Consider the following 12,948-nt stretch of genomic DNA (forward strand, 5'->3'; position numbering starts at 1 on the left):
TTGTCAAAAAGGAAGGATTGTGGTATTTTAAATGTGTAACCGGTTCCACATTGAGGAGAGATCAGATATGGCAACCATTAGAGATGTGGCGAAGCATGCTGGCGTTTCGGTAGCAACGGTTTCCCGGGTCATCAACGAGACAGGCTATGTCCATGAAGATACCCGCAGGAAGGTTGAAATCGCTATCAAGGAGCTGCATTATACGCCCAATGAGGTCGCAAGATCCCTTTACAAACGCAAATCAAAGCTGATTGGCCTGCTGCTGCCGGACATCACGAACCCCTTCTTTCCCGAGCTGGCTCGCGGGGTAGAGGATGAAATGCAGGAGAATGATTTTCGTATTGTATTCGGCAACAGTGACGAGAATATGAAAAAGGAAAAAGAATATATACAAACCTTCGTGCAAAATAACGTGGTAGGGGTCATCGCCTCCACGAATCACCCGGATACCGATACATACCGGAAACTGAACATTCCGGTGGTGTTCCTGGACCGGACGGCGGATAACCGCCCCTCGGTTTATGCGGACGGCCGCGAAGGCGGCAAAATCGCCGCACAGGAAATGATTGCCCGCGGTAGTAAGCAGATCACGGTTATGCAGGGACCGAAGCATATCCGCCCGGCCCAGGACCGCTATCAGGGTGCGGTGGATGTCCTTAGCGATCAGGGAATCCCATTCAATGTGATCATGACGTCATCCTTTTCCTTTACGGAGGCAGGAACATGGGCAAAGGAATTGTTCGAGCAGCATCCGTTCACGGACGGCGTCATTGCCAGCAACGACATAGTCGCCACAGCCGTTCTTCATGAAGCGCTCAGGCTCGGTAAGAATGTACCGGAGGATGTGCAGATCATCGGTTTTGACGATATTCCACTCAGCAGCTTGCTGACGCCGTCCCTGACGACGATCCGGCAGCCTGCGTACGATATGGGTAGAGCAGCGGCACGGCTGCTTGTTTCATTGATTGAGAACGATAACATAGATAATAATACGATACAGATGCCCGTGACCTTTACGGAGCGGGATACGACGAGGAAGGTGGAGCAGCATGGCTAAAATTATTGTGGTAGGAAGCTCTTCAATCGATCTTGTGGTGACGTCTACCAAGCGTCCGGGAGCCGGTGAAACGGTTCTCGGCGACAGCTTCAAGACGGTGCCCGGAGGCAAAGGAGCAAACCAGGCGGTTGCCGCAGCGCGTCTTGGTGCTGAGGTAGTAATGATCGGTCGCGTAGGGGACGATCATTTTGGAGAAGCTATATTGAACAACTTCAAATTCAATCAAGTTTCCACAAGCTATGTGGAACCGGTTACACATATGGAAAGCGGAACCGCTCACATCACATTGGCGGAAGGCGATAATAGTATCGTCGTCATCAAAGCAGCCAATAATGAAGTAACACCGGCATATATCGACAAATCCATCGATGCGCTAAGCGGTGCAGACATGGTCATGATCCAGCAGGAGATTCCTGTGGAGACCGTCACTCATGTCAGCCGAATTTGCAAAGAAAAGCAAATTCCGCTGCTGCTGAATCCGGCTCCGGCGCGGCCGCTGGAGGAAGAAGTCATTGAAAATGCGGCCTACATCACGCCGAACGAGCACGAGGCGGAAATTCTGTTCTCCGATTTGAGCGTTTCGGAAGCGCTGCGCAAATACCCGAACAAGCTGTTCATTACCGAAGGCAGCAAGGGCGTACGTTATTTTGATGGTGAGAAAGAAGTGCTTGTGCCATCCTACAAGGTGGAAGCAGTGGATACGACAGGAGCGGGCGACACGTTCAACGCTGCATTTGCCGTGGCATTGGCTGAAGGCAAGCCGATCTTCGACAGCGTCCGCTTTGCCAACCGGGCCGCATCTTTGTCCGTGACGAAGTTTGGCGCACAGGGCGGCATGCCAAAGCGGGATGAAGTGGAGGCGCAGATGTAATGAAAAAACAAGGGATGCTGAACAGCCATATATCCAAAGTATTGGCCGATTTGGGCCATACCGATACGATCGTCATCGCGGACGTGGGACTCCCCATTCCCGATGGCGTGAAGAAAATTGACCTGGCACTGACGCTCGGGTCGCCGAGCTTCGAAGAAACGATCAATGCGGTTGCGGCTGACATGGAGATTGAGAAGGTTGTCATTGCCGAGGAAATCCGCTCCGATAACCCGGAAGCCCATCATTTTATACAAAACAAGTTTCAGGGATGCACCTTGGAGGCATGTCCGCATGAACGGTTCAAGCAGCTTACACAGCAAGCGAAAGCCGTCATCCGGACAGGCGAAGCCAAACCTTATGCAAACGTTATTTTGCAGGCTGGCGTCTATTTTGGTTAAAGCATCCGCTTACGAAGTCAGATTTTGCTGCGAAGTATCTCATAGAAGCAATGCTCCGCAAAACTAAGCAGTGCTTACGAAGTCAGATTTTGCTGCGAAGCATCTCATAGAAGCGATGCTCCGCAAAACTAAGCAGTGCTTACGAAGTCAGATTTTGCTGCGAAGTATCTCATAGAAGCAATGCTCCGCAAAACTGTTTGGAGGGGAAGAACCAATGCACATTCAAATGAATGGAATCCACAAAGCCTTCGGCGCGAACCAGGTTTTGTCCGGCGTGGACTTTGATCTGCGCGAAGGCGAAGTTCATGCCCTCATGGGCGAGAACGGAGCAGGGAAGTCCACATTGATGAATATTCTAACCGGGCTGCATGCCCGGGATGAGGGAACCATTCTCGTTGACGGGAAAGAAACGTATTTTGCCAATCCGAAGGAAGCGGAGCGACAAGGCATCGCTTTTATCCATCAGGAATTGAATGTATGGCCGGACATGACCGTGCTGGAGAACCTGTTCATCGGCAGGGAGATGTCTTCGGGCTTCGGGCTACTGAGAATGAAGGAAATGAAGTCGCTCGCGAAGGAGCAGTTCAAGCGTTTGTCCGTCGATATCCCGCTGAACGTGGAAGCCGGGCAATGCTCGGTCGGCCAGCAGCAGATGATCGAGATTGCGAAAGCGCTGTTGACGGATACGAAGGTCATTATTATGGATGAACCGACATCCGCTCTGACCGAAAGGGAAATCGAAAAGCTGTTCGAAGTCATTGCTTCCTTGAAAAAAGAAGGCGTATCCATCGTGTATATTTCACACCGCATGGAAGAAATATTCACGATATGCGACCGGATCACCGTGATGAGGGATGGCCGGACGGTAGACACCAAAGAAATCCCGCACACCAATTTCGATGAAGTGGTCAAGAAAATGGTTGGCCGGGAATTGACGGAGCGATATCCAGCCAGAATGCCGGAACCAGGCGAGGTGGTGCTGGAGGTAGCTCATGCATCACGAAAAGGATTGTTCGAGGATATATCCTTCCAGGTGCGTGCAGGCGAAATCGTAGGCTTCTCGGGCCTGATGGGCTCGGGGCGCACGGAGATCATGAGGGCTTTGTTCGGACTTGACCATCTGGACAGCGGCGACATTCGCGTCTTTGGTAAAAAGGCAGACATCCGTAAACCGGTTGACGCGGTGAAGCTTGGAATCGGATTCATCACGGAAGACCGGAAGGACGAGGGCTTGATTCTGGACTTCTCCGTTCGGGACAATATGGTGCTGCCAAGCTTAAGCGGCTTTACTTCCAAAGGGATCATTTCCTCGCAGAAAGAGAAGATATTCGTCGATGCGCTCATCAAGCGGCTGCATATCAAGACGCATTCGTCCGAAACGGCGGCAGGCAATCTGTCCGGCGGTAACCAGCAGAAGGTCGTCATTGCCAAATGGGTTGGCATCGGTCCGAAGCTTCTTATCCTGGATGAACCGACCCGAGGCGTGGATGTGGGTGCCAAGCGTGAAATTTATCAGCTGATGAATGAACTGACGGGCCACGGGGTTGCCATCATCATGGTATCCTCCGAATTGCCGGAAGTGCTCGGCATGAGCGACCGCATCGTAGTCGTTCACGAAGGCCGGATTACAGGCGAATTAAATAAAGAAGAAGCGACGCAGGAAAAAATAATGACGCTGGCAACAGGGGGACAGTAATATGACAACGATGAATGAAGCAAAAACTTCCAAGGGCTTTCAAATGTCGACCATCACACAAAAGTTAGGACCGCTCCTCGGTCTGATTATTCTGATTATTATTGTATCGGTTCTGAATCCAAGCTTCTTGGAACCGCTTAACATTCTGAACCTGCTCCGGCAGGTATCGATTAACGCTTTGATCGCGTTCGGCATGACCTTTGTCATTTTGACCGGAGGCATCGATTTGTCGGTCGGCTCCATTCTGGCATTGTCCAGTGCATTTGTCGCCAACATGATGGTTGCCGGCTTTGATCCGATCCTCGCCATCATTATTGGCTGTTTGCTGGGCGGCGTCATGGGTATGATTAACGGACTTTTGATCACCACCGGCAAAATGGCGCCTTTTATCGCCACCTTGGCTACAATGACGATTTTCAGAGGATTGACACTCGTATATACCAACGGTAATCCGATTACCGGACTCGGCGACAGCATGACGTTCCAGTTGTTCGGCCGCGGTTATGAGCTGGGGATTCCGGTTCCGGCTATTACGATGATTATTACCTTCGCGATTCTGTGGGTGGTACTGCACAAAACATCCTTTGGACGCAAAACCTACGCGATCGGCGGCAACGAAAAAGCGGCCATCGTTTCCGGCATTAAAGTATCCCGCGTTAAAATCATGATTTACGGACTCGCAGGTCTATTGTCCGCTTTGGCCGGCGCCATTCTGACATCCCGTCTGAATTCGGCGCAGCCAACCGCAGGCACGTCTTATGAGCTCGATGCCATCGCAGCGGTTGTCTTGGGCGGTACTAGCCTCTCCGGCGGCCGCGGACGCATCGTGGGTACCTTAATCGGTGCGCTCATCATCGGTACTTTGAACAACGGACTGAACTTGCTCGGCGTATCTTCCTTCTATCAGATGGTTGTCAAAGGTATCGTTATTCTGATCGCCGTACTGATTGACCGGAAGAAATCCGCATAAGGGAGAGAGACATTGATGAAAAAGCTAACGTTCTTACTGGCAGCACTTCTGCTCATTTTAACGACGGGATGTTCCCTGGAACCGCCAAGCTGGGCGAAGCCTAAAACCGGCGGCGACATTAAAAATATGAAAATCGGCTTGTCCATCTCCACCTTGAACAACCCATTCTTCGTGTCTTTGAAGGACGGCGTTGTAGCCGAAGCGAAGAAGCACGGCATTGAAACGATTGTGGTTGACGCGCAGAACGACTCGGCCAAACAAAGCAATGACGTGGATGACTTGATGCAAAAAGGCGTTAATGCACTCTTGATTAACCCGACCGATTCCGCTGCCATCTCCACCGTCGTGCAGTCGGCGAACAATCTTGGCATTCCGGTCATTACCCTGGACCGTTCGGCGGATAAAGGGGATGTTAAGGCACTCGTTGCATCGGATAACGTCAAAGGCGGCAAGATGGCTGCCGAATATATCGAGAAAATTCTCGGCAAAAATGCGAAGGTCGTCGAGCTTGAAGGTGTGGCAGGTGCTTCGGCTACACGGGAACGCGGCAAAGGCTTCCATGATGTAGCGGATAAGGAATTGAAGGTCATTGCCAAGCAAACCGCCGACTTCGACCGCACGAAGGGACTGAACGTCATGGAGAACCTGCTTCAGGCGAATCCGAACGTGCAAGCCGTGTTTGCTCATAACGACGAAATGGCCCTTGGTGCCATCGAAGCGATTAAGAGCTCCGGCAAGGACATCCCGGTCATCGGTTTTGACGGCAACGAAGATGCCCTGAAATCGATCAAGGAAGGTAAGCTGACCGCCACCGTGGCACAGCAGCCGGATCTGATCGGACAAATGGCCGTTCAAGCGGCGTATGATGTCCTGCAGGGCAAGACGGTTGAAAAATTGATTCCTGCACCGCTGAAGCTGGTAACGAAGGAATAGAAGCATAACAGCAAAAGACCTCCAACAAGAGTTGGGGGTCTTTTGCTGTATGTAAGTTGTCTTCGGTTCAGGACGTCTCGACGAGATTTTTGAGCAGCTGCAGAACGGATTGTCCTTCTTCATCGCTTGATTCGGTTACCTCTGCGCTTGAGCCCGGCCTGTTATCCTGCTGTTCAATACGAAGCAGCGTACTGCCACTTTCGTCCGTTAAGATATAGCTCATGATGAAATAGTTTTCGGGTTGGTCTTCCAAGCCGGGCCGTGGCGCGAATAACGAATACTTCAATGAGGTATAAGGGGTGTACTCCAGGACGCTGCCCCACTGCTCGAAGGTCTGTCCTTCCCACTCATTTCGAAAGCGGATTTCGCTGCCAACCTGCCAATCAGTAAGGAGAATACTTCCATACTGCCATTGCTTCACAAGTTCGGGCTCGGTCAAGGCCGCCCATACTTGGGACGGGGCCGAATGAATCCGAATGCTGGATATACTTGTGGACATAATCATCATCGCTCCTCAGGGTATCGAATCTTCTAATTAGCCCCATCATGCCGGATCAAAGGTAGATATATCAGATATTAACAGACGTGAATGCAGGTGACAATATATCCTTAGAATCCCGAGCGATAGCAAATAATCGCTTTATTTTGCAGCCTGCACGGACTCTGCCCAAATCAAATACATCATTCCGCTCCAATATCGCTCCATCCGCTGAATCCGAAGACCGGACTGATTCACAATTTGTATAATATTTCGGTTCCAGTTGCAGCCTGACATTTGCCGAGCAAACGGGTTCGCAACATACTGGGCGGATTTAAGCAGTATATTGCTACCAAGTCCATGTTCAAGCAGATATACCCGGCCTCCCGGTTTAACCCATCGGCGAATGCTGCTGAGCACGCGAACCGGATCGTCGTAACCACACAGAGAGAGGGTAGAGACCACGCTGTCGAAGGAATGATCCGGGAAATCCAGGGTCTCGATATCGCTCTCGATAAACTGTACCTGGATGCCCAGCTCATCCGCTATCCGGCTTGCGCGCTGCAGCATCATCGGACTGAAATCCGCCGCCGTCAGGCGAACCCGATCCATATTATAATATGGAAAGTTAGCCCCGGCACCGACGGCGATCTCCAAGACCTCCCCGTGTACGTCTCCCAGCAACCGGCTTCTCCATGAGCCAAGCATGCGTTTGCGCGTGCTTTCTTCATATCTAGCGGATTGCTTATCAAATTTTCGGATCAGAGACCTTTTATTCATCGGGATTTCTCCTTCGTGTATTTATAAGTCTTATTGCTGATCTTCATCTCGCATCATCTCCATCTGCTTGAATACGCCGGCAGCGTACATGGGTCCCCTCAGCGTTAATTTCGTCATGATCAGCGCGATTTCCTCCGGTGATTCCCGTCGTCCCCGCATTAACCACTCCTGAATAATGCCGAAATGCGCAGAGGCAATGTAAGATATGAGATACTCCGGAGGAACCTGTATGTTTTCCTTTTTGATGAAAGAAGCTACTTTCTTCTCAAATAAATATTCCCACATCATGGATTTTAGCAGGGGGTGGAAAGCAGGGTCACCCTTGGGACCAAGGATTGTTTTCAAGAAATCGGCATGCTGGCTCATGTATTCGAATACCTCGACGATTTGTGGCACGGGGCGATCCGGGGAGAGCATTACATCCGGCTGAAACGGCTGAACAGTACGGATGATGGAGACCAATCCTTCGATCAGTTCCTGCTCGCTCCGGCGCAGCAGATCGTATTTATCCTGATAATGCAAATAAAACGTTCCTCGGTTAATTCCGGCACGGCTTGTAATATCCTTAACCGTCAGGGCTTCGAAGCCTTTTTCTTCGATCAGCGCCGTCAACGAGTCGCGAATAACGGCTTTCGTGCGGATGACGCGGCGGTCGGAAGCTTGATCCATCGGGAAAACTCCTTCTTCACGAACTGATTTCTGCTCATACCTTCGTAAATGAGCACAATCCGCGATTCTGTTCATTGTAGGGTAAGGTTGGTAACCATTATAATAAAGCTATGAAAGATAATCAACGAAGTGTTCATTATCTTGTGGAGGTGATGCTCGTGGAGACGATCATCAACGTACAGCAGGTCAGCAAGAGCTTCAGCAAAAAGGCAGTACTAACGAATGTCAATCTCAACATCGAAAAAAGCCGAATTTACGGACTCATTGGTCCTTCCGGCGCGGGAAAAACGACGCTCGTCAAAATGCTCGTTGGCATGGAAGCGCCAGACGAGGGGCTGGTGGAAGTGATGAATACGACCATGCCCGATCTCGGCATGCTCCAGAGAATCGGCTACATGGCTCAGTCGGACGCGCTGTACAATGAACTTACCGGAGAAGAAAATCTTAAGTTTTTTGCCTCCATGTTCCGGATGGGGAGGACGGAGCAAAAGCAGCGGATCGGCTACGCGGCAGGGCTGGTCAACCTGACGAATGAATTATCCAAGAAGGTGTCGGCATATTCGGGCGGGATGAAACGAAGATTGTCGCTGGCCATTGCCCTGATCCATAACCCGCCGATCCTGATACTGGATGAACCGACTGTAGGCATTGATCCGGAGCTGAGGCAGTCCATATGGGCTGAGCTGATCCGGCTCAAGACTTCCGAGCAGAAAACGATCATCGTTACGACGCATGTCATGGATGAGGCGGACAAATGCGATGAACTGGCCATGGTGCGCGAAGGGCGCATCATAACGAGCGGGACACCAGAACAGCTGCGGAAGCAGTATGAAGCTGCGAATCTGGAAGAAGTATTTGTGCGGGCGGGAGGGAATAACGCATGAGAATCCGCGCGCTAATCCTGAGAATCGTTCAGCAGCTGCTGCGAGACAAACGCACGCTGGCGCTGCTATTCCTCGCCCCCTTGCTGGTTTTGTCGCTCATGTATTATTTGTTCAACCACGCGGGCAGCGCATCCGGCGCGAGAATAGGCACTGTGAACATAAATCCTGCCATCCAGGAAATGCTGAAGCAAAAGGGCATGAAGGTGGCTGTCTACGACCATGCAGACGGGGACATCCTCGTGAAGGAAAAGCTGGATGCATTGATCGAAATGAAAGGCAGTGCGCTCCATTTGATTCTGAAGAACAGCGACCCGTCCCAGTCCAAAGCGCTGCAAATGGCGATCAGCCAAGCGGCTGCAGGCATGACGGCAGATTCACCCAGACTCGCGATCACGACGGACTATGTGTACGGCAACGCCGACACGACCTTTTTTGACACGCTCAGCCCGATATTGATCGGATTCTTCGTCTTTTTCTTCGTGTTCCTCATTTCTGGCATCGGGCTGCTGCGGGAACGAACAACCGGAACATTGGAGCGCCTGATGTCCACTCCTGTGCGGAGGGGAGAGGTGATTACCGGCTACCTTGCGGGTTATGGCATTTTTGCTTTGCTTCAAACGGTGATCGTCGTACTCTATTCAACCTTGGTTTTGGGCATCGATCTGCAGGGATCTCTCGGATACGTGTTGTTGGTCAACGTTTTGTTGGCTCTCGTGGCTCTCTCGCTGGGCGTCCTGCTGTCGACCTTTGCCGCATCCGAATTCCAGATGGTCCAGTTCATACCGATCGTCGTTATTCCGCAGATCTTTTTCGCGGGAATCCTTCCGCTGGATCATATGGCGGCATGGGTGCAGGCCATAGCGAGAGTCATGCCGCTATATTACGGGGCCGACGCCCTCAAAAGCGTGATGTATCAAGGACTTGGATGGAATGCTATCGCATGGGATCTGGCGGTCCTCATGGTCTTTGCTGCACTCTTTATCTTTCTTAACATCCTGGCGCTCAAAAAATACCGGAAGCTGTGACAAGCGGGATTACGACGGTTCTTTCCAAATTGTCTGTAACCATAGGAAGATGCCTTACGTTATGATATTGAAGCTTAACGGAGCCTGCGGGCACTTACGACCGATAGCGTAACGGAGGTGTTCTTTCGTGAATAAATGGATAGGATTTGGTTTGTGCTTCATGGCTATGTTACTTGTAACAGCGTGCGACAACGATAAAACACAATTTCAGCTGACGACCGACTGGGTCGATTTTGTCATGCTGAATGAGACCACATACACCCGCGTGCCGCAGGGTACGATCCTTGCAGATCCTTCTAAAATTTCGACGGATTCGCCCATAGGCATGACGACCTTTGAAGTGTTCGAGAATATCCGGAATACTGGATACCAGCCAAAAGAAGGCGATGCGGCATATTTGCCCGCAGGAACAGCCATTTACGGTTTAAAGAGTCAAACCGATCACAAGGTGATTGCGGTAAAGGACCCGGCAGAGGTGAGCGGCTTCAAGTTATATGCTGCAGATCATTTCGACTTTGATTCATTGGCTGCCCAGCTGGATTTAAAGAGCGTGAACCGCATCGAAATATACAAACGGTACCCCAAACGGGAGCGATTAAGGGAGTTGACTGGAGAAGAACTTAAGGATTGTATCCGGCTATTGGAACAAGGTGAGAAGGACGCGGCGTATCAGCCCGGGCCAAATGTCATTTTGACCTACTATGACGCTGTTTTTTACGGTAATCACCCCTATGCTTTATCCCGCGTTTTGGCGGATGACGGCAGCAGCTTTGTTTTCTATGACGACGAGATTCGCAAGATCCCCCGAAGCATCGGACAGTACCTAAAATAGGGCGGATATGGATTCTGAAATTAAAGGAGATGCCAAGGCGATATGACAACAGCAAAATCATTCGAATATCCTGAGCTAACGACGGAACGTCTGCAGCTGAAACTTTTGGCTCTTCAGGATGCGGAGGAGGTCCTTTGGCATTTCGCCGACGAAGATATAACGCGGTTTATGGATATTGAACCCATCACGAGCCTCGAAGAAGCTAGAGAGATTATACGTTACCATTTGGAAGATACGGGCTGCCGCTGGGGGATCTATGATCAAGTATCCCAGTCGTTCATGGGAACCTGCGGGTTTCATTATATAAGGAATGCGGACGAACGATGGAGCGCAGAGATCGGCTTTGACCTTGCCAAGAAATTCTGGGGGAAAGGCTACATGTCGGAAGCGGTGAATGCGGCCCTAGGCTTTGGTTTTGAGACAATGAAACTTGATGTGATCGATGCGACCGTTGAACCGGAAAACAGCAAGTCGCTCCGTCTGTTGGAGAAGCTGGGATTCATGCGAGAACAAGAGCTCCAGAAAGGACTCGTGTATTTTTATAAGTACCGCTAGGCGCAATAAAAACCACTCTGCGGGAGTGGTTTTTGTTTTGATAATCAGATGCTGAACAATTTGGCGCCTCGCTTTAGGTTTTAGCGTAAAGCTTCCGCAACAATAAACAAAAGCCGCCCTATTGCGGCTTATTTATTTTACCCAACAGGAACTAGCGGAATAAATTTCGCCGCCAGCCGATTTGTATTATAATGAAAAAACAGAACAAATATTCTATGAAATGGTGATGTGCGGTACCATGGACTTTGATAAAAAACCGCTTGATTTTGCGGAGATCGATTTAACGGGCGATCCGGAGCAGGGGGAAGGCAAGCTTCAGGGCATGACGATTCCCGAGCGGAAGGAGCATCCCAAGGAAGCTCCGATTCCTTATGTCAAGGCGCTGCCGAGAGAACAACTTTTCGTCCAGCAGGCGAAGGTATTTGCGAACCGGACTGGAGAACAGGTGCCTTTTGTGCCTTTTATGAGTTATTGGCCGACGTATGACCAGATGAATGAAGAGCAGCTCAGCTGGTATTTGTACTGGAGAACCGAAGTGCGTGAGGATCAATATTTGTTTACGGATTTATCCTACATATTCGTCTATCTCTATGAACTGATTCACGGCGTCGGCTGGGACCAGCCCTGGGATGGCTACGAAATGATGATAAGGCTGTGGAATGCTTACGCCAAAAGATACCCCAAACTGAACGGGTACTTGGCGGATTGGGTCTGCGATTTCGCACTTGTTCATCAGCTGGATATTCCTTATATGGACATACTCTCCCGGTCCCAGGCCGCAAAGACGGGCGAGCTGTTCGATCTGGAGCTGGAGAGAAGGTTCACGGAAGAGCCGTCTTCGCTTATCTTGGATGATATTTTGACGCTATCGGATTACGATGCGGAGCGAAGCAAGTTCTATGCGGAAGGCGGCCGTGACCTGATGGAGAAATTCACTCCCAACGTGATTGCGCTCGTCGATTCGTATATGCAGCGGACCACAGGTAAGAAGCTGATCTACACTTTCTATAAGGGACAAGGTCGAAAGGTCGACCGCTACTTGTTCCGGAACGCCCTCTATGATGCCTCTTTGTACGGCAAGACGTTTACGCTGCATATCGCGCCGCTGCGCAAATGTCCGCCCCTTCGCTACTACATCACGCAGCTGCTCCGGTGCACAGAGAATAAGCTGAGAGAGCTTACGCAATTCAAAGGACGGCTGCGGGGAGTTACGCTGTTAAGCGAGACGGAAACGCTGATCCAGAAGTATTTGACGAAGGAATTTAAACCCGAACAGCCTGCGGCACCTGGCATCTCCATTGATCCGGGGCGGCTCGCTGCGCTGCAGCAGGAGAGCGAGGAGGTGCGGAGCATGCTGACTGTTGAGGGATGGAATGACGAGACAGACCCGGCTGCATTGGACAGTGATCCTCCTGCTGCGGCTGAGGGCAGCTCGGACTCAGCTATCTTGGTACCGTTCCACGAGAATGAGCCGCCGGAAGAGCAGCGGACGGTGCCTTACCATCCTTCGTCGGAGGGACCGATGATCGGCGTATGGGATACGGAACAGGTAGAGCCGGAATGGACCGAGTTTGCGGAGCAGCTGGAACCCGTGCATCTGGAAGTACTGCAGGCGTTGATATCACGTGCAGCACTTTATGAGCTTCAACAGATTGCCGATAAATACGGAACGATGCCAGCCCTGCTGCTGGATGAAATTAACTCCATTGCGATGGATACGATCGGCGATCTGGTGATTGACGGTGAAAGTATATCGGAAGATTATGAGCATGTTTTTGAATCTTGGAAGAGGTGAGAGCT

General features: G+C 50.9%; 14 protein-coding genes. 11 read left to right on the forward strand and 3 right to left on the reverse strand.

The genetic code is table 11. The features are described from left to right. Nucleotides 1–67 precede the first annotated feature (67 nt). The 6 genes from ACTHPM_RS03705 to rbsB all read left to right on the forward strand — a co-directional run bounded on the left by ACTHPM_RS03705 (nucleotide 68) and on the right by rbsB (nucleotide 5,925). Nucleotides 68–1,057, forward strand: coding sequence for a LacI family DNA-binding transcriptional regulator (locus tag ACTHPM_RS03705; RefSeq protein ID WP_440393828.1), 990 nt, complete (start codon nucleotides 68–70; stop codon nucleotides 1,055–1,057). After that, nucleotides 1,050–1,928, forward strand: coding sequence for a ribokinase (gene rbsK, locus ACTHPM_RS03710; RefSeq protein ID WP_440393829.1), 879 nt, complete (start codon nucleotides 1,050–1,052; stop codon nucleotides 1,926–1,928). The genes ACTHPM_RS03705 and rbsK overlap by 8 nt, the downstream gene beginning before the upstream one ends. After that, a complete protein-coding gene (gene rbsD / locus ACTHPM_RS03715; RefSeq protein WP_440393830.1) occupies nucleotides 1,928–2,326 on the forward strand; it encodes a D-ribose pyranase in 399 nt (132 codons plus the stop codon). The genes rbsK and rbsD overlap by 1 nt, the downstream gene beginning before the upstream one ends. A gap of 214 nt (nucleotides 2,327–2,540) precedes the next feature. Next, the gene (locus ACTHPM_RS03720) at nucleotides 2,541–4,022 is read left to right on the forward strand and encodes a sugar ABC transporter ATP-binding protein (RefSeq protein WP_440393831.1); all 1,482 of its coding nucleotides are present in this window, start codon (nucleotides 2,541–2,543) and stop codon (nucleotides 4,020–4,022) included. Nucleotide 4,023: 1 nt separating this feature from the next. Then, a complete protein-coding gene (gene rbsC, locus ACTHPM_RS03725; RefSeq protein ID WP_440393832.1) occupies nucleotides 4,024–4,992 on the forward strand; it encodes a ribose ABC transporter permease RbsC in 969 nt (322 codons plus the stop codon). Nucleotides 4,993–5,007: 15 nt separating this feature from the next. After that, nucleotides 5,008–5,925, forward strand: coding sequence for a ribose ABC transporter substrate-binding protein RbsB (rbsB, locus tag ACTHPM_RS03730; RefSeq protein WP_440393833.1), 918 nt, complete (start codon nucleotides 5,008–5,010; stop codon nucleotides 5,923–5,925). 67 nt (nucleotides 5,926–5,992) lie between these two features. On the opposite strand, the gene ACTHPM_RS03735 is transcribed toward rbsB, so the two are convergent. The 3 genes from ACTHPM_RS03735 to ACTHPM_RS03745 form a co-directional block, all read right to left on the reverse strand. Continuing rightward, nucleotides 5,993–6,424, reverse strand: coding sequence for an SRPBCC family protein (locus ACTHPM_RS03735; RefSeq protein ID WP_440393834.1), 432 nt, complete (start codon nucleotides 6,422–6,424; stop codon nucleotides 5,993–5,995). A gap of 141 nt (nucleotides 6,425–6,565) precedes the next feature. After that, nucleotides 6,566–7,183, reverse strand: a complete 618-nt coding sequence (locus ACTHPM_RS03740) for a class I SAM-dependent methyltransferase (protein ID WP_440393835.1) — start codon at nucleotides 7,181–7,183, stop codon at nucleotides 6,566–6,568. A gap of 30 nt (nucleotides 7,184–7,213) precedes the next feature. After that, on the reverse strand, nucleotides 7,214–7,852 hold the full coding sequence (locus tag ACTHPM_RS03745; protein ID WP_440393836.1) for a TetR/AcrR family transcriptional regulator: 639 nt from the start codon (nucleotides 7,850–7,852) through the stop codon (nucleotides 7,214–7,216). A 158-nt stretch (nucleotides 7,853–8,010) separates the two neighbouring features. Between ACTHPM_RS03745 and ACTHPM_RS03750 the strand changes: the two genes are divergently transcribed. The 5 genes from ACTHPM_RS03750 to ACTHPM_RS03770 all read left to right on the forward strand — a co-directional run bounded on the left by ACTHPM_RS03750 (nucleotide 8,011) and on the right by ACTHPM_RS03770 (nucleotide 12,943). After that, the gene (locus tag ACTHPM_RS03750) at nucleotides 8,011–8,736 is read left to right on the forward strand and encodes an ABC transporter ATP-binding protein (protein ID WP_440395340.1); all 726 of its coding nucleotides are present in this window, start codon (nucleotides 8,011–8,013) and stop codon (nucleotides 8,734–8,736) included. Next, a complete protein-coding gene (locus ACTHPM_RS03755) occupies nucleotides 8,733–9,761 on the forward strand; it encodes an ABC transporter permease (RefSeq protein WP_440393837.1) in 1,029 nt (342 codons plus the stop codon). The genes ACTHPM_RS03750 and ACTHPM_RS03755 overlap by 4 nt, the downstream gene beginning before the upstream one ends. 160 nt (nucleotides 9,762–9,921) lie before the next feature. Further along, on the forward strand, nucleotides 9,922–10,593 hold the full coding sequence (locus tag ACTHPM_RS03760; protein ID WP_440393838.1) for a hypothetical protein: 672 nt from the start codon (nucleotides 9,922–9,924) through the stop codon (nucleotides 10,591–10,593). Between the two features lie 42 nt (nucleotides 10,594–10,635). Then, the gene (locus ACTHPM_RS03765; RefSeq protein WP_440393839.1) at nucleotides 10,636–11,148 is read left to right on the forward strand and encodes a GNAT family N-acetyltransferase; all 513 of its coding nucleotides are present in this window, start codon (nucleotides 10,636–10,638) and stop codon (nucleotides 11,146–11,148) included. A 238-nt stretch (nucleotides 11,149–11,386) separates the two neighbouring features. Beyond that, nucleotides 11,387–12,943: a TerB N-terminal domain-containing protein gene (locus tag ACTHPM_RS03770; protein ID WP_440393840.1), complete on the forward strand. Its 1,557-nt coding sequence runs from the start codon at nucleotides 11,387–11,389 to the stop codon at nucleotides 12,941–12,943. Nucleotides 12,944–12,948 lie beyond the last annotated feature (5 nt).

The organism is Paenibacillus sp. SAFN-054 (genome assembly GCF_051966755.1).
Lineage (GTDB): Bacteria > Bacillota > Bacilli > Paenibacillales > Paenibacillaceae > Paenibacillus_AQ.